Source organism: Paenibacillus sp. Leaf72, from assembly GCF_001422685.1.
GTDB lineage: Bacteria > Bacillota > Bacilli > Paenibacillales > Paenibacillaceae > Pristimantibacillus.
Map to the genome: position 1 here is coordinate 1,298,079 of NZ_LMLV01000001.1, position 18,198 is coordinate 1,316,276.

At 52.2% G+C, this 18,198-nt stretch carries 13 protein-coding genes; 3 read left to right on the top strand and 10 right to left on the bottom strand.

All coding sequences use genetic code 11. The features are described 5' to 3' along the window. Positions 1-4 precede the first annotated feature (4 nt). From ASF12_RS05655 to ASF12_RS05670, 4 genes are all read right to left on the bottom strand, one after another. A complete protein-coding gene (locus ASF12_RS05655) occupies positions 5-943 on the bottom strand; it encodes a transketolase family protein (protein ID WP_056030696.1) in 939 nt (312 codons plus the stop codon). 3 nt (positions 944-946) lie between these two features. Further along, entirely contained in the window at positions 947-1,792 is an 846-nt protein-coding gene (locus ASF12_RS05660; protein WP_056032860.1) for a transketolase, read from the bottom strand. A gap of 64 nt (positions 1,793-1,856) precedes the next feature. After that, a complete protein-coding gene (locus tag ASF12_RS05665; RefSeq protein WP_056030699.1) occupies positions 1,857-3,290 on the bottom strand; it encodes an L-fucose/L-arabinose isomerase family protein in 1,434 nt (477 codons plus the stop codon). A 47-nt stretch (positions 3,291-3,337) separates the two neighbouring features. Then, positions 3,338-5,131 carry a DUF5605 domain-containing protein gene (locus tag ASF12_RS05670; protein WP_056030702.1) on the bottom strand — a complete coding sequence of 598 codons (1,794 nt, stop codon included), beginning with the start codon at positions 5,129-5,131 and terminating at the stop codon, positions 3,338-3,340. 283 nt (positions 5,132-5,414) lie between these two features. On the opposite strand from ASF12_RS05670, the gene ASF12_RS05675 reads away from it, so the two are divergent. Next, positions 5,415-6,458, top strand: coding sequence for a LacI family DNA-binding transcriptional regulator (locus tag ASF12_RS05675; protein ID WP_200931585.1), 1,044 nt, complete (start codon positions 5,415-5,417; stop codon positions 6,456-6,458). Between the two features lie 734 nt (positions 6,459-7,192). Here ASF12_RS05675 and ASF12_RS05680 read toward each other — a convergent pair. From ASF12_RS05680 to ASF12_RS05700, 5 genes are all read right to left on the bottom strand, one after another. Further along, on the bottom strand, positions 7,193-8,734 hold the full coding sequence (locus ASF12_RS05680) for a GH35 family beta-galactosidase (protein WP_056030704.1): 1,542 nt from the start codon (positions 8,732-8,734) through the stop codon (positions 7,193-7,195). A 136-nt stretch (positions 8,735-8,870) separates the two neighbouring features. Continuing rightward, positions 8,871-11,510 carry a glycosyl hydrolase gene (locus ASF12_RS05685; RefSeq protein ID WP_056030706.1) on the bottom strand — a complete coding sequence of 880 codons (2,640 nt, stop codon included), beginning with the start codon at positions 11,508-11,510 and terminating at the stop codon, positions 8,871-8,873. Positions 11,511-11,523: 13 nt separating this feature from the next. After that, positions 11,524-12,411, bottom strand: coding sequence for a carbohydrate ABC transporter permease (locus ASF12_RS05690; RefSeq protein ID WP_056030709.1), 888 nt, complete (start codon positions 12,409-12,411; stop codon positions 11,524-11,526). 12 nt (positions 12,412-12,423) lie between these two features. Next, positions 12,424-13,293, bottom strand: a complete 870-nt coding sequence (locus tag ASF12_RS05695) for an ABC transporter permease (RefSeq protein WP_155972952.1) — start codon at positions 13,291-13,293, stop codon at positions 12,424-12,426. A 345-nt stretch (positions 13,294-13,638) separates the two neighbouring features. Beyond that, entirely contained in the window at positions 13,639-14,685 is a 1,047-nt protein-coding gene (locus tag ASF12_RS05700) for a 2,3-butanediol dehydrogenase (protein ID WP_056030715.1), read from the bottom strand. Positions 14,686-14,819: 134 nt separating this feature from the next. On the opposite strand from ASF12_RS05700, the gene ASF12_RS05705 reads away from it, so the two are divergent. Then, positions 14,820-15,719, top strand: coding sequence for a LysR family transcriptional regulator (locus ASF12_RS05705; RefSeq protein ID WP_056030717.1), 900 nt, complete (start codon positions 14,820-14,822; stop codon positions 15,717-15,719). Between the two features lie 110 nt (positions 15,720-15,829). Here ASF12_RS05705 and ASF12_RS05710 read toward each other — a convergent pair whose 3' ends face one another. Continuing rightward, positions 15,830-16,654 (bottom strand): YheC/YheD family protein, encoded by an 825-nt coding sequence (locus ASF12_RS05710; protein WP_442952517.1) that lies wholly within the window; start codon positions 16,652-16,654, stop codon positions 15,830-15,832. 318 nt (positions 16,655-16,972) lie between these two features. On the opposite strand from ASF12_RS05710, the gene ASF12_RS05715 reads away from it, so the two are divergent. Beyond that, complete coding sequence (locus ASF12_RS05715) at positions 16,973-18,193, top strand: hypothetical protein (RefSeq protein ID WP_056030721.1); 1,221 nt, start codon at positions 16,973-16,975, stop codon at positions 18,191-18,193. The last annotated feature ends 5 nt before the right edge of the window (positions 18,194-18,198 follow it).

Consider the following 18,198-nt stretch of genomic DNA (forward strand, 5'->3'; position numbering starts at 1 on the left):
CCCTCTACTTTCTCAGCATGCCTAGAGCAACCGCTTTTATATTGCTGCTGCTAATGCCATAATGGTCAAACACTTCGGACGATTTCCCAGCTATCGCCGGCTCATCGGGAATGCCCAAAATCCGCATCGGTACCGGATGCTGCTGCACGACTACCTCGGCAACCGCTGCGCCCAGCCCGCCATGAATGCTGTGCTCCTCAACGGTAATGATGCCGCCCGTTTCCTGCGCAGCCCGCACAATGGCTTCCTCGTCAAGCGGCTTGATCGTATGCATGTTCAGCACACGTGCCGACACGCCTGCTTCCGCCAGCTCTGCCTGCGCATCCAAGGCGATGCGTACCGTCTCTCCCGTCGCAATGATCGTAATATCGCTGCCTTCACGCATCGTAACCGCTTTGCCAATGACAAATTCGTAGTCATCCGACTCGTAGCTGTCTTCGACCGGATTGCGGCCGATACGGACGTACACGCCGCCCTCATGTACGGCAAGCGCTTCGGTCATCCGCTTCGTCTCATGGCGATCCGCCGGCAATATAATCGCTAGCCCCGGAATCGCCCGTGCCACAGCGATATCCTGCACCGAATGGTGCGACATGCCGAGTGCGCCGTAGCTAATGCCGCCGCTAATGCCAACGAGCTTCACATTTGTGCCAGAATACGCGACATCGACTTTTATTTGTTCGATGCTGCGCATGCTCAGGAAGCAAGCCGGCGACGTCACGAATGGCTTTTTGCCGCTGTGGGCAAGGCCTGCTGAGATGCCGACAATATTTTGCTCCGCGATGCCGACCTCTACAAACTGCTCGGGATAAGCATTGGCGAAAGGCGCCATTGCCGCCGAGCCGCGCGAGTCGCTCGCCAGCACCATAATATCTTTGTCTTCCTGCGCCAGCGTCACCAGCGTCTCGCAAATGACTTGCCGATTCGGTATTTTATTCGCCATCGCTTATTGCACCTGCCCTTCCTGTGAGTAGCTGTTGATGACGGCTTCAAGCTCAGCTAGCGCCTTTGCCAGCTCCTCATCGTTAGGCACATGATGATGCCAATGCGGAACATTTTCAGCAAATGACACTCCTTTGCCCTTCACCGTATTCGCCATAACGAGCGTAGGTTTGCCAGCCACAGCCGGGGCAGACTCGAAAGCTTCTACAAGCGCGTCTATATCATTGCCATCGATGGAGACGACATGCCAGCCGAAAGCGGCCCATTTTTCCTCCAATGGCTCCAGTCCCATAACCTCTTCCGTCGAACCGCTAATTTGCAGCCGGTTGCGGTCGATAATGCCAACCAAATTGTCGAGCTTGTAATGAGCGCCAGCCATCGCCGCTTCCCAGACCGAGCCTTCCGCCTGCTCGCCGTCGCCCATTAGGCAAAATACGCGGCTCGCTCTCGCATCCTTCTTCGCAGCAAGCGCCATGCCTACCGATATCGCCAGCCCGTGCCCAAGCGCTCCCGTATTCATCTCAATGCCTGGCACTTTATTGTTCGGATGGCCGATGAGCCTTGTTCCAAACTGGCTGAACGTCGCAAGCTCCTCCTTCGGGAAAAAACCGCGGTCAGCCAAAATGCACCATAATGATTCGACAGAATGCCCTTTGCTTGCAATAAAACGGTCGCGCTCCTGCCATTTTGGACGGGCCGGATCAATCGTCATAATTTTATAATATAAGGCCGTTAAAATATCCGTATTGCTCAATGAACCGCCCGTATGTCCCGTCTTTGCGCCATGAATCATGCGCAGCAAATCCATCCGGATTTGTGCTGCTTTGCTTTTGAGCTCCTTGCTGCTCATGCTTGCGTTGCTCCCCATCGCTAGCCCTCCTCGTTGTTTTCCTCCGCGTTGCCTTCTATCCCGATTACAAGCCTGAGCCGCGCAGCCATGCCTGAATTTCCCGCTCTGTCGGATCAACCGCATCTGGCTTCAAGCCAGGAATATATTGGCACGCTTCATACAGCGCTGGAATCGCATTGGCGTGAATGCCGACGGAGTGGTGAACGTAAGGGCCTTTAACCAGCTTTTCTTCCCATAGCGGCCAATCGTTAACCTCGACCCATACATACGAACCGCGCGTATAAGGTCCCTGAATCCCGCGTGCTTTGCCCAAAAACAGCTGGTATTCGCCGTGGTCGCCGTCGAAGCGGGCAAGCGTCATGCCGCCGCCTTTAATCTCTCCTTCATGTGTTCCCGGCGCATGATCGTCAAACAGAAAATGCTTGCGCAGCTTTGGCTTGTTCTCGACAGACAAGGAAACCGGGAAGTTGCCGCAATGGAAAAGCAGCTCGCCATTGGCGTTTTCCGGGTGGCGCACAGTCAAATCCGCGAAGAAGGTTGGATGCTGATTCATCGTTGCAGCTTGCACCATGACTGACGTAATAGCGCCGTGAATATCTGTCTCACAGGTAACCGGAATTTGCTCATCGGTGAGGATTGCATTGGCTAGGCAAGGCATAATGCCCATCGCATCCTGAAGCGAAGACCAGCATTGGATTGCAATCGCTGTGCTGCCTGTCTGCACCGCATATTGCTTCATCGCTACCTTAAGCGCAGCAATACGGCGCACATCGGCTTCCGTCACTTCCGACCAGTCGAGCTTCGCTTTAATGTAGTCGATCGCTTGCGCCAGCTCGGAGCTATTGCCTTTCTCAATGCGCTGCGAAGCGCGCTGAATATCGACGAGCGTAATCGGATGAATTTCAATGCCGAACCGCTCAAGCAGCTCGCCTTCATTGCACATCATCGTCCAAAAGGAAGCAGGGCGCGGCCCGATTTGCAAAATTCTTAAAGAACGAAACTTACGGACCACATTGGCCGCGGCGATAAAGTTCGTGAACCCGCGCTCAAACACCGGATCATCGACCCTTGTGTTCGTTACATAGGTGAACGGCACGTTGAAGCGGCGCAGCACCTTGCCGGAAGCGAATAGTCCGCACTGCGTATCGCGCAGGCGCATGCCGTCCTCAAGCGGCGACTCATCGCGCGGGCCCCACAGCAGCACCGGCTTGCCGAGCGCCTTGCCTACGCGGGCAACGGTATCCTCCGTGCCGAAGTTGCAATGCGGGAAAAAAACCGCATCGACATTTTCACGCCGGAAATGCTCTGCAATCTCCTCCGCATTAATATGATCATCATAGAGCAGCCCCTCGCTGTTGAGACCCTCCAGATCGACAATGTCAATATCCATGCCGAAGCTTTCGATTTTTTCCTTAATGAGCACCTTATACCGAAACGCATCCTCTGCACTAAAAACAAACCGCCTTGTTGGCGCGTAGCCAAGCTTCAACTTTTTCACCGCTGACTCCCCCTTGTTGACTCATAATGAACGATTAGGCCAAGCTATTATCCATTCGTATTTGCACGCTGCATTCGAATCGCCATATATGGCCTGCCCGGCAGCTCAATGCGAAACGTTCCTTCATAAATACCAGCCTGCTTGGTCACCGTCATGTTCCACGTATCCAGCACTTCCACCTCATACGCGATGCCCGGCTTCATCGTAAAGTTCCGATAGCGCGGCTGATTGAAGCCGTAATAAAACAAATAATAAGTGTCGGCAATGCCAGCCGATGGTGCGTCCCACTCGGATCGCAATGGATTTAGGCCCTGCTCCGGCCCTTCCTCCTGCACTTTTTTCAGAAAGGCAATCCGCTCTGGGCTTGTGCCATGCAGCTTGCCGCCCTTCGACCACCACAAAATGTCCTCCGGGTGCAAATAAGTCTCTCCATGGCCGACATAGCCGCCGCGAACCGCACCTTCCCAGAAGCGGCGCACCATTTCTTCGCCCGAAATATTGCCCCAGCCCATATCGATATCGCCTTCATAGGCACATTCGTCAATGACGATCGGCTTATTCCAGTCCTTGCGCCACTGGTCGGTGTTCTCCGCTGTCCGGTACACATCCACTCGCTGAACGCTGCAATGCGTCACCCAAGGTCGGGTGTAGTCATAAAAACCGAAGCAATTATGGATGGAAATGAGATGCCCGTATGGATCATTATCCGTAACGATCTGGGCAAAACGCTCCCAATCCGGCTCCTCCTTCGCCCACATCAGGTCATATTCATTGGCGAGCGACCACCAGACGTTGCGGTAAGCCGCCAAACGCGCTGTAATGTAGCGCAGGTAGCGGTCATCTGCCGCTTTCGACATTTCGGAGAAGCCCCAGCGATCATACGCATGGAACAAAATCAAGTCCGCCTCGATGCCCAGCTTTCCTAAATCAGCGATCCGCTGTTCCAAATGGCGGAAATACGCCGGATTAAAGCGCGTGAAATCCCATTGTCCATCTGCCAAGCGCTCATACGGATAAAGCGGCGGTTCATTATCATTAAATAGGTAGGCTTTAGGGAATACGCACATCCGCAGCTTGTTGAACGGCGTCTGCGCGAGCGTGGCGAGCGTCTGCTCCTCCAGCTCCAGCCCCTGATGCGTCCACGCATAGCAGGTAGTACCTATAGGCAAATAACGGCTGCCGTCCTCGTAGGAAAAATGATACGTGTCCGCTACCCGCACCGGACCGTGGTTGCCGGCTTCGGCCCCGCGGCAGGCGAAGCTGCCGGCAATGCCGTTCATGGCGCGGACGCTGCTGCTCGTGCGGTAGCGCCACTCGCCTTCGGCATCGGGCATGAAGCGCACGCGATAGATGCCGTCTCCGTCGTAGAAGCCTTGTGCGGTCAGGCTTCTGTTTCCTTGGCTGAACACGGCGCTGAGAGCCGCGTCCGTGAAAGGGTTGCCATGAGCGGGGCCATGCAGCTCCAGCTCATAAACGGCCCAGCGCGCGACTTCGCTCTGCGCGAGCAGCTTCGCCGACCCCTCAGCCTCTAGCGGTGCCTCGTTCGGCAGCTGTGCTGCTGAAGCTTCCTTGCTCACCGTATCTAAAGCAGAAGCAGCCTCCTGCGCCGTTTCATCCTCAATTACGTATTCAATGCCAGCAAGCTCAGCCAGCACCTCCGCCACCCATTCCGGTGAGCGCATTAACGCTTGGTTTGAGGTTGCGAAGCGCGGCAGTGTGTTCATTTTTATAAAAGAAAGATAAGGCGAATGCGCAAGCTCAGGAGCATGCTTCAGCAAAACCTTCCGTCCCTCGGGGCTCGCCCAAATGTATCCGATCTTCGTTTCCTCACTAAAAATCATCCTCGCATCCTCCTATTGGCTGCTGCTTCTAGCCTATTACAAGTTTAGCGAAACAAACTAAACTAAAACGAAACTTTTGATGGACTTTTCCTGCATTCATATTCCCAATTTAGCAGCAAAGCAGCGACTAGTCAATAAGTTTATATAAATAAAACGCTTTAATTTAGTATATTAACTAAATTATTTAGCTAAACCACGAATGTCCATTGCATTTAATGCCCGCTGGATATACACTAAACTTACTAAACAAACGGCTTGAAGCTCGAAGGGAGAATCACTTATTGTGAAAATGGAAGACATCGCCGCCCTTGCTGGCGTTTCGAAATCAGCAGTTTCGCTTGCCTTCAGCGGCAAGCCGGGAATCGGACAAGAAACCCGCGAGCGCATTTTGCAGGTTGCCAAGGACAATGGCTATCTGCCTAAAACACGAGCTGCACAGCCGGAAGCCGCCAGCAAAACGCTGACCTTTCTCGTTTTAGCCAATTCTGGCATCGTACTGGAGCAATATTATCAGCAGCCTTTTTTCCGTGAGCTCATTCATTACATAGAGGTACGCTGCCGGGCCAAGGGCTATTCACTGCTGTTTACGTCAATTGACGTCAACGCTTTTTCCAGTGACAGCCATGCCTTGGCGGAGGATATCCGCAGCGATGGCGTCATTTTGCTCGGCACGAACCTCGATAGAGAGCAAATTGCCAGTTTGGCTGACCGCTTGCCCGCACAGCTCGTCGTGCTTGATACCTGCTTTGAGACGCTTCCCGTCCATTTCATTACGATCAACAATGTGATGGGCGGTTATCAGGCGGGTGAGCATCTATGCCAGCTTGGCCACGAGCATATCGGTTATTTGGCATCCAATGTACGGATCAGCAATTTTGATGATCGGCGCAAAGGATTCATGTCCGCATTAGAGGAGCGGGGGCTGTCGATCGACGAGAAAGACATTTTTTCCGTCGCCCCGACGATAACCTCATTTCAGGAGGAGCTGAAAAATCAGCTCGCGGCCTATCAAGCGGCCGGACGCCAGCTGCCAACCGCCTTTTTCTGCGAATGCGACTACATCGCGATCAGCGCCATTAAGACGCTGACTGACCTTGGGTTCCGCGTTCCCGAGGACACCTCTGTCGTTGGCTTCGACAACATTTCTGAGGCGCGAATTGTTTCGCCAGAGCTCACGACCGTACATGTTGAAAAAGAGCGCATGGCCCATCTTGCCGTTGATTTGGCGATTGAAGCTATCGAACAGGACCATGCGGTCAAAACTAAAATTGCCGTCGACACGCAATTTATCGTCCGCCATTCATCCAGCGCGCCATCCTATCGATGACGAATAGCCCTTCCAGGAACGCGTTAAGCGGAAGCCAGGAGGGCTATTTTTTTTATATTATTTTGCATATGCATGATTAAGCAGCTTGTTTAGATCAACTGAGGTGTGTATGCAAAACATAGTCTACCTAATGCTGCAAGCTTAGAGCTTACTGAGGTCAATCTCATCTCACGCTTTAATGGTGTGGAAACGCAGCCTACGATTGATGCTGAGCTCACGCAGTACAGGTCGGAATGCTCAGACCTTTTTGCGAGGACTGAGGTTCCGCTATTCAGGCTTTTGACCCGATTTCAGGTTCTACGCGGACAGGAAATCCGTTATTGCCCTCATTTTCCCGTCAAAATGGCTATTTCAAGCGCATTAGCTGCTCCTGAGTCCTCAAACGGTGCCATACCCTGGATTCTGTTGAAATAGCAGCTGCTGTGTCCGCCAAGCCACTCCCTTACGCACGATTTAAATCCCTGAAACAAAAAGGACGAAGCTATCTTTCTGCACGTATGGTCATTGGTGAAAAGAACGAGCAATCTTTCAACACGTATGCTCGCACTGATGAAGAGAACGAAGCTATCTTGAAGTAAGTATGCCCGCTTTGATAAGGAGTAGCACTCCCGGTAACGGAAATACGTTTGGCGCTAAATTCGATCAGCAGTTGGCTTTCTTACGTTTGCATAGATGCCCTAGGTACAGCGACGATTTTGTTTGTACATATCAAGCTTTATTTGTACGTATAAGCCTTATTTATACGTATAAGCCTCAATATATAGCGCCGAGGCATAATCGCCTACCGCAATGCGATACGCAGACTCATCACCGTTCAGCACTCTGCCTCGAACCCACTCATTTTGCTCGAATGTTCCTTCCTCCACGCGAATCAAGCCGACCTTCGCGCGTTCGCCCTGTTTGGGCAGAAGCTCCACCGAAAAACCGATCCCCGCGAAAATAAAACGATCCTCGGACAGCTCAATGATGAGCCCGCCCGCTGGAGGCGTCCCTTCTGCCGGCCGTTTATAGGACAGCTTCACATCGTAGCGGGAAAAGGGAAGAATGCAGCCGCCATCGTTTTGCTGGAGAAAGCCGGTCATTTTTCCCGTGCCGCGATTTTGCTGAATTAGCCCGAGCATGCCGCCAAGCAGCTTGTAGCTTTGGGCAAGATAAGGCCCTGTCCCATTAACGACAAACCCGGAAAAATCAATATTCAGCGCCATCATAATGCTGAAATCTGGTCCGCCGCTTGCAGCTTCCTCAGGAAAAAAGCCTTCTATGCCGAACGGCGCAAAGCCTAGTGCATCGTGCTTGCCCATAGCGTAAAACACATTGGCAGCTGAGGAAACATCGCGCCGCGCTTCAGGGATGAACAGCGGATTGCCATCCTGCGTGTACTCTTGGCATACGTCCGCAAAGCTGGACAAATAAATATCCGGGGCATACAGGCAAAGGGTTGGTGCTGCAAGCTTCCACATTTTCATCACTTTGGCGACTGGCCCGCCGCTTGGATACGTGCCTGCCCGCCATGGATATTGCTCCAGCCATGCGTTGACGAACATCGGCAGCGGATATGACTCACTGCCTGCGCTCGCAATACGTTCAACCCCAAGCGCGTAATGGTACGCCATGAACCATTCGCCTGCATCCGTTCCAAAAGCTTGCTCCCAGCTGCCCTGCACGCCATAGGCCTCAGCTACCTGCGTAGGCACAGCCGCTTCAAATCCAGCGTTCGCCGCTGCTGAATAATCGCGTTCACTGCCTAGAAAGCCGATTTCATTTTCCACCTGAATCATTATTACGGTGTGGGTTCCCTCATCAAACGCTTTAAGAAACGCCATCAGACGCTTGAAAGCTGCCGCATCAGCCGTTACCGCCGCTTCGCACAGCGGAGAAATCGTATCCGAAGGCGAGCCATCGGCATAACAGGCACGGAAATACGTCGCATAATCCCGTTTCACCCAGCTCGGCACATAGCTGGACTTGCCATTTTTCCATAAGCCGAACCAAAGGAGCACTAAACGAATATTTTCCGCACGAGCCTGCTCAATTAACCCCTCAACGAGCGAAAAATCAAACGTGCCCTGCTCTGGCTCGATTAATTCCCAATAGACCGGGGCAATAATCGTATTTAAATTCAGCTTGCGAACTTCTGGCCACACTTTCTCCTGCATATAGGCAAGATTTGAAGCGCTGGAATTATGAATTTCCCCGCCAAGCGCAAGGTAAGGCTCACCATTTACGTACAAAGTGGATGTTCCATTCTCGCTCACTAAATGAGGGATTTGCTCCATAGTGTCTAGCTCCTTTCGGTTTAACCATCTAAGTATAGAACGCGGCGAAAAAGGAGCCTTACTCCATCGTTTTCACCACGCTTCGGTTTACTGCTCTACAAATTTCGCTGCTGCCTTGGCCCTTAGTCCTTACCCCTTAGACCTTCGGCGCTACAAGCAGCTGTACGGGCCCAATCAGGCCACCCGGCTCCTGCTGCATAAAACGCGAGAAGAAATCCTTCTGCTGCTTGCCCAGCGTATTAGTCACTTCAATGACAAGCCGGTTCGTTCCCGGCTTAATGGCCATTCCAGCTGCAAAGCGATAAGGCGGGGCAATCGCCGTACCCAGCTTCACGCCATTCACCGCTGCCTCCGCCGTTTCAAACGCCGCACCCAAATCCAAGTACAACGGCTCGCCCTCGCCATCCCAATCGAATGCAAGCTCATAACGGATCGTTCCGGTGAAATCCGGCAGCCGTTGCGGGCCGTTGATATTTTCCAGCTCGCTCAGCTTCCCATAGCTTTCAAATACCGGATATTGAAATGAGCCGGAGGTTGAAACCGTCCATTCGCCATACAACTCTATCGGCACACATGCTGTATAATTGGGCAGCGTCTGCACCGTCGCTTGCGGCAGCTCTTCGCCAGACAGCACGATCAAAGTCTCGTAAGCACTCAGCCTAATTCTCAGGCGGTTCACACCATCTATATGTTCCACATTCGCATCGCTCAGTTGATTGTCAAAGGCGTTATAAACCATCATCCGCGCAGAAGTTTGAAAGCTGACAACCGTATCCACAACCTCATAAGGATGCTCGTTGAAAAAGAAATAAACATCGCTGTCCTGATGTCCATAATGGTAATAACGCAAGTACGGCGCGGCATCCGCCGTCTCAATATCGTACAAACCTTCATCGCGCAGCGTCGCCGCAAGCTCTGCAAGCGGAACAATTGCTGCGTGTTCCAGCGCTTTCAGGCGCTTAAGCTCCGCCGCTTCTCCGCCTCCCTCAATGGTGCGGGCAGGCAGCCCATCTACAAACAGCAGCTTCAGCCCTGCTTCAGCCAGCTCTGCCAGCTGCTCCACGAGCACTGCCGGCAGCGCTTCAGCATAAGGCACGATGAGGCATTGATACGCCTCATTTCCCACAAGCAGCTCGCCGCCGCTCACCATGGCAGCTCCTGCTGCCAGAACATCAAACGGAATGACATCGCAATCGATTTGCGCCTGCATCAGTGCCTTAATCGGCTTCTGAATCAGCATCGCCTCAGCGCCTGACCACTCCGCATCCGCATGGTATAGCACCGCCGCCGTCGCATAATGGCGTCCTCCGTTCAGCAAATGGCTGATGCGGTTCGTATAATCGTTCAGCTGGCGATAATAGCGATATTGCGGATTTTCGCCGCGTGCATACAGATGCGGCGGGCAGTCGGCATCCGGGAACTCTTTTTGCGAAAAAGCATGGGGTACGAAATAGTTAATGCCGCGAACGAGCATATGGTCGGTCAGCCATTTCATCAGCTTGAGGCCTTCGCTCCAGCCGTAGGCGCCGAATACTTCGCACATCGCCCGGCCCTTTTTCTTCGGATCGATATGCGCCAGTGACGAGCCAAGCTTCGCAAGGGCATAATGGAAAAACTCGCTGTCCGTTTCCCCGGCGATCCATGTAAACGGCACCTCGTCAAAACCCGGCATAATTTGATGCAGCACAACGTCAATGCCCGCCATATCCTGGCCCCACATCGAGCGGAAGAAATGTCCCGGCCCGCAGCCGAGCCGCGCATGCACATTGTTGTCTTCAATGATATGACCGATATATTCGACGCCGCGCTCGCGGCACCAGTCGCCCAGCTTGCCGCTGAAATGCTCGGCATACAGCTTGCTGACCGTATTCATGAACGTATAGCGCAGCGCCTCCGTCTGCTCGCCGCCCTCGTACCAAAGCAGCGGCAGCAGCGCCGCAGCAGGCTGCCCGAATTCGGCGGACAGCAGCTCCAGCATGTCGTGGCGCCACGGCAGGACGATACCCTTTTTGCCTAATCGGGAATTGAAGTCAAACGTCGTTTTATCGTTGTAGAAGCCCGGCTCATCGGAGAAAAAGCCTGCCAGCGTCTTGCCGAAATCATCCCGATACCGCTCGTAATAGCCCTCATAAATCGCGTCGATTAACACCTGCGTAGACTCCGGCACAATCGGATTAATATAGTTCCGCTTCGCTTCCTCCGCGCCTTCCGCCGTCTCAATCAGGACGAAAATGCGCCAGAAGCCTTCGGGAATATCCCAGTAAAGCACGCTATTTTGCACGCTGGATGTCAGCTCGATAAATCCGCTAAGCTGCTCAGCGCCAGTAACGCCTAGTTTCCCTCCACGCTTAACCGCCACAACCGCGACCAGCTTATCGCCTGGATGGAGCAGCGTATTGAGCAGGAAGGAGGCTTGCGGAGCCGGCCCGACAGCGTCGATATGCCGCTCCGCCAAATACGTTCTGCGCAGCTCAGCCGGAGCTTCCTTCAGCTTGCCTGCTGCATGTCCCGTTGGAAAATGGTCGTCATCGAAAAACCACACCTTCATGCCGCGGCTGCGCGCCTCGTCCATAATGATATCGATATCCCGCCACCAGCCGGGACCAAGCATATCTGGATGCGGGCGCGATTCCACGATGACCGCCTTAATGCCTGAAGCATATATTCGCTCCATTTCCTCGCGGATCTGCCCTTCCTCCTCGCCGCGCTGCCACAGAAGAGGCATAATGTAGTTTTCTTCCTCTCCTGCAAGCACATGCCGTAAACGTTCCGCCATCGCCGTCGTCCCCCTATCCTTTTACCGCCCCGATTGTAATGCCTTTAACAAAATATTTTTGGAAAAAAGGATACGCGATAAGGATTGGAATAACGCCGACTACTGCAATCGCCATCCGCACGGTGCCGCTTGGCATTTTGGCCATGCTTTGACCTGCATTGGAGCCAAGGCCGCTGTTCGACAGAAATTGAATGTCCGTCAGTATCCGGTTCAAAATGTTCTGAATGCTGAACAGCTTCGGATCTGTTAAATAAACGAGCCCGTTGAACCAGTCATTCCAATAGCCAATCGTCTGGAACAGGCCAATCGTTGCCAAAATCGGCAGCGACAGCGGCAGCACGATCGAACGGAACGTTCTGAATTCAGTTGCCCCGTCAATGTAAGCCGATTCCAAAATCGGGACAGGAATGGACGTAATGAAAAACGTGCGCATGAGCATAACGTTAAAGCCATTCATCAGGAGGCCCGGAATAATGAGCGCCCAGATCGTATTTTTAATATCGAGATATTGGGTGTAAATGAGGTAAGTCGGCACAAGCCCGCCGTTAAACAGCATCGTGAAAAAGACGAAAAACGCCAGTGGGTTGCGCAGCGGAATATCTCTTCTCGACAGCGGGTAAGCCAGCATAGATGTAATAATTAAGCTGACCGATGTACCTAGAACGGTAACCAGTATCGTAATGCCATAAGCCCGCAGCAGTTCCTGCGATTGATCAAGCAAATAACGGTAAGCCGTCAAGCTGAATTGTTCTGGAAAAAAGGAATAGCCATTGCTGATAATTGCCTGCTCATCGGTGAAAGAAGATATAACCAGCAAGGCGAAGGGCAGCAGGCAGGCAATCGATACGGCCATCATAAACAGGTTGGCTGACCACTGCCATAATTTATTTTCATGCGTCATGTCATTCACTCCTTAGAATAATGCGTTGTCTTTGTTGATTTTGCGTACAATGTAGTTGGCTAGCAGAACCAGAAGGAATCCGACCAACGATTGATACAAGCCTGCCGCAGAGGACATCCCGATATCACCGAGCTGCATCAAGCCGCGATATACATAAGTGTCGATAACGTTTGTCGTATCACTGAGCGCTCCTGCGTCCATAGGAACTTGATAAAACAAGCCGAAGTCGGAGTAAAAAATCCGGCCGATCGCAAGCAGCGTCATCATCGTAATCACTGGCGATATGAGCGGCAGCGTAATCGATTTAATTTGCTGCCATTTGGATGCGCCATCGAGCGTTGCCGCTTCATAATATTCCTGATCGATTCCAATAATCGCCGCCAAATAAACGACGCAGTAGAAGCCAACGCTTTTCCACACATGCACAATGGTTAAAATATAGGGCCAGTATTGCGCCTCGCTGTACCAGGAAATAGCGTCGAGTCCCAGAAACGGCAGAACCGTCTTGTTCATAAAGCCCGTTTCAATGCTAAGCACCGCATAAACCAAATAGCTGACAATAACCATGGATATGAGAAAGGGCAGCAGCACGACGCTTTGATAAAAGCGGGCCATAATTTTACTGCGAATCTCATTGAGCAAAATCGCTATTCCTACCGCTATGACCAAATTCAAAATGATAAAGCCGCCGTTATACAAAATCGTGTTCCGCGTAATGATGTAGGCATCTGTCGTTTTGAACAAATATTCGAAGTTTTGCAGCCCGATCCATTCGCTGCCCCAAATCCCTTGTGCAAAATTGATGTTTTTGAAGGCGATAATGAGGCCGAACATCGGTGCATAATTGTTAATGATCAAATACGCCAGCCCCGGAAGCATCATCAGAAACAAAGGCAAATAGCGCTTGAACTGTTTCTTTTTCACGTTTGATTTGGCAACCTGCTTTGCCTGCTGGGGAGCTGCCGCTGCCACTGTCCCTTTATTTCCCGTCGTTTGTTCCATAGGTGAACCCCTTCTTTCTTCAGCATGAGCTTGTCGCTGTCTTATACTTTGATGATAGTGCATGCACCCTTGCGCCCTCTACCGCTCAGACGACTTCTCATTTGCACTATTACGACGCTCCTGCTCCACCATTGAGAGCCTCGTGCCAGCCAAAAAAACAAATAGGCTGTTCCAAGGCCCATTTGCATGACCTTTGGAACAGCCTATTTGTTTTTAATAATAGAATCAGGATTGGGTATGAATCAAAATTTTAGCCTGCGCTTTGTCTTTGATGAGCAGCTCCAGACCTTCCTCAACGAGGTTGTCCAGCTTGATTTTTTTCGTAATGACCTTCTTCACATCAAGGCGGCCCGAAGAAACCATGGCGATGACCTCTGGGAAAATATGATGGTAGGCCAGTGACGTTTTAATCGATATCTCTTTCACCAAGATGCTGTTCACATCCAAAGTAACCGGGCTGGCATAACCGGCAATAATGAGCAGCTGCCCGCCTTTTTTGATGACCTCAAGAGCACTGGTAAATGTCGCTTGTGCGCCTGCTGCTTCAAAGGCCACATCGACGCCGTTCACATGCTGGGCCAATATTTCTGTCGTTGCATCTGCTTCCAAGCTGTTCACAACCGAGGTTGCGCCAACTTCAAGCGCTTTGCTTAAACGTTCCGGCGAAATATCTACAGCCATAATGCTCGCAGCTCCAGCCGCCTTCGCTGCCATAATCGTTAACAGCCCAATTGGGCCCGCCCCGTAAACGACGACCGAATCACCGATCTTCAACTGGCTCTCCTTAACGGCATGAACCGTTACGGCAGTTGGCTCCATCAATGCCCCTTCTTCAAGTGTTACATTATCCGGAAGCTTATGAGCTTTGCTGGCATTTGCGACTGCATATTGAGCAAATCCGCCGTCGTCCTGCAAGCCAAGGAAAGCAAACGGACTAGCCAGATTGTATTTGCCTCGCTGTACATAATAATCATCTTCGGCATACACGATCGGCTCTACAGCTACGCGGTCCCCAACAGCCAGATTGGTTACTCCTTCGCCAAGCTCGGTCACAACGCCCGCAAACTCATGGCCTAGCACAAGCGGAAGGCCGCGACCTGTAACGGGATGAGGCTCGGCCGATACGCCAAACCCATGATGGTAGGCATGCAGGTCGCTTCCGCAAATCCCGGCCCATTCCACCTTTATTTTCACTTGGCCTGCCGCAGCTGCAGGCTCGTTCACATTTTCGATACGGACATCTTTAGCTCCATAAATAACAGCAGCTTTCATAAACAGCATCTCCTTTAGCAACAAAATGATAGCGCTTATATTGCCTTACCGCTATTGTACTCCTGTTGTTAAATTAAATATATTTAATTATACTTACATTTAATTAAGCAAAACTTATGTAAAGGAAGCGACCTATGAACCTTGAGCAGTTGATGTATGTCGTCGAACTAAGCAAATCCAAATCCTTATCCGAAGCAGCGGCGAATCTTCATATTTCCCAATCTGCCCTCAGCCAATCCCTCACTAGTCTTGAAAAAGAACTCGGGCTGAAGCTGTTCAAACGTGCCCGAACCGGAACCTTGCCTACTGCTGAGGGTGCAGCCATTATAAAAAAAGTGCATGAAGCAGCCAAAATAATCGAGGAAATCCGCCTCGAAGCCGCTAGCAATCTGAGCAGCCTAAGCGGCGAGCTTCGCTTGTCCACGATGCCCGCCCAAATGAAGACGATGGTTAAAGTGATCGCCTGGCTGAAAAAGGAGCATCCCGCTCTCCGCATCGAGGTAACGGAGGATGGCTCATTGAATACGCTTGGCAGCGTGCGGGAGGGAATGGCTGATCTCGGCATGATTGCCATGCGGGAAGACAAGCTGCCGATAGACGGTCTCTCGTTTCATTCACTGTGCAAGGGAAAAATGGTCGCACTCATTGGCGCCCAATCTCCGCTTGCCTCCCGAGCTACCATATCGCCGGAGGAATTGCGGCAATACCCATTCGTCCTGTACAAGGACGACCACGTCGACCAGTTCATCCATGATTTTACCAGGCAGCACGGGCCCGTGGAGGTGCTGTTTCGAACCGATTACGATGTCGCCATTCAAAGCGCTTTGCTGGAGGGGCTGGCCGTCTCGATCGGCCACGACTATTCCTTTAGGCAAAACGCCAACGAAACGATCCGGCAATTTGCGATGCTGGAAATTGAAGATTTTTTTCAGCAGCCTGTCCACTTTGGCTGGGTTCGGGCGAAAAACCGGCCGAATGCGCCGGTGATGGATTATTTTATCAATCGCTTTGAGCATGAATATACGTTCAAGTAGGCCACTGCCGTGGGAAACAAGCAGGCTGAAAAAAAGACCTTACGCCTGGCCTGCCTCCTTGGCAGGCCAAACATAAGGTCACCCGTTCGCGATAGACACGGCCTCCTCGCTTATTTTCCGCGCTTCGCCTTGGTGCATTTCAGCTGGTAGGTTTTTCCGTAGGCTTTGCCATACCGGACGATACGGCGCAGCATGGACTTATCGGCAAGCAGCGAGAACGGGCAAACGGCCGGCACGGTATTCACCTCTAGAATCCATGGCTTTAGCTTCGCATCGATGGCAAAGTCGAGGCCCAGTTCCTTGATGCCGGGAGAAATGCCGCGCAGCAGCCGCGCTGTACGAAGGCCAAGCCGATCCATGCTTTTCAGCAATTTCCAGCGCCCTGCTGGCCCAGCATGTGACTTAAGCACTTGCACGGTCGAATAGATCGAGCCGCCTTGGCTGCCATTTGTTACAATTTTGCCCGGATGGGCCGCTCTGCCAAGCGTCCCGGTCGCTGCCCAGCCGCCCTGCGGTGCGCGCTGCACCATAAGCCGAATATCGAAACGGCGTCCTTTATGCTTTAGCAGGCGAATGCCCTTCTGCACCAAATATCGCTTCCCCTTCATTTCCTTATGAATCGAACGGTAAGCTGCCTCGTAAGTGGTGAAGGTCGATTTTTTCGAACCTAATTGATACGTGTACTTCGCCCCCAGCTTCTGCATCTTCATGACCCCGCGCCCCTGTGAGCCATGTGACGGCTTCACATAGACCATTCCGTATTGCTTCAGCATGCTGCGCAAGCTGTCCTTCGTCGCCAGCTTTGTCCGCGGGATGTGCTTCTTCAGCGTTAGATCCTTCCGCATCGCAATCGTTTTGCTCCACTTACCCCCAATAATTCGACCTTTAGTACGTACACTTTTGCTTCCCTTGCCACCATGGCTCCTTGCTCGCAAACCCTTCGCTAACTTTCTGTTCCTCGTCACTTTACCCCTCCATTCCAATTCTCTATTAGCATACGAACCTTTTCAAAAATGGTTGTAGGCCGCTGTCGGCATAGAACGAACCATCATGCTGCGGCATCATATGCTTAATTAAGGCAGCCTGTCAGAATGTTTGTTCGATTCTAAGAATTTATAAGTTTCATCCTTATATCCGCTTAGAATTCTAGGGCAAAGCTCTTCGCTCGTCCCAGAAGGACGACAAAGTCGTTTTTGCTTCGATTCCCAATACGTGACCGCCAGCGGTCCATTAGTTAGGAGGCATATGCATAGATGGAGCCAAAACAGACGATTCAGCAGCAGCTTGCTCTTATTTGCCATTTTCATCCTTGGTATGGAGAGCTGCTTGCAGAGCGAGGCATTGATCCAAACGCCGCCATACTGCCAGAACTGCCGCTGATGACGGCAGACAGGTTGGAGGCGCATTATTTCACGCAGGAGCTGCGTACGGAACCCGGGCTCTCCGTGTACCGTACGTCGGGAACGTCCTCCGGCATACGCAAAGCGATTTATTATTCTCCGGAGGATGACGAGCAATATATCGCCAGCAAAGCGGCCTGCTTCCGGGAGTGGCTGGCAAGGGGCCCGGCAGTTGTCACAAGGGCGCTCGCCGATATGGGAACGGGACATGCGGCTAGCACCGCCATTACGATTTTTCAGCAGCTTGGCTTCCAAGCAGACTCGCTTTCCTTCGCCTTGCCGATAGAGGAGCATATCAAGCGCCTCGCCACTTTTCGCCCGCAGCTGCTGTATACGATGCCTTCCATTCTCGATGCCATCGCTGCCGCCGCACCAGATCCGAAGGCCTTCGGCATACAAAAAATCATTATTGTCGGCGAAATTGCGCCGCCAGCCTGGCAGGCCAATATGGCTGCACGGTTCGGCATCGGCGCAAGCGATATTCTCGACACCTACGGCTCCATAGAGATCGGCGCCATTGCTTCCTACTCTCACGAGCATAGCGTTTATGTGCTAGATGCCGGCATTCATGCCGAAGCGCTCCGCGCAGACGAAGTAGATCCACGCTTTGATACGCTCGATGACAATGAAACGGTGCTTGTGCTTACGTCATTTAAGCGTACCCTGTTTCCCGCCGTCCGTTATGTCACCTACGATGTGGTTAGGGATTTCGGCACTGTCACGATTGATGGACAGGTAAGGCAAACATTCAGCTGTATCTCGAAACGGATCGGAACCGATCTGAAGCACGGGGAAAAAATAAGCCTCTACGACATCGAAAGCGTCGTCCAGCAATTCGTCAATGACGCCGAGCTGCGCGTCCGGCTGCAGGGCAATAAACTGTCCATCCATATTCGCAGCAAAATTTTGGAAGATAGCATGCTTGCCGTTATTCAGCAAGCCATTGAGCAAAAAATTGAAGCGATTGGCCAAATGATTCGGGGTCGCATGCTGTCCGGCATCGTGGTGACGCGGGCAGCGGAGGATGAGACGCTTGAGCGGGGAGCGGTCAAGTCGAAAAAACTTTATTTTTAGGAGGC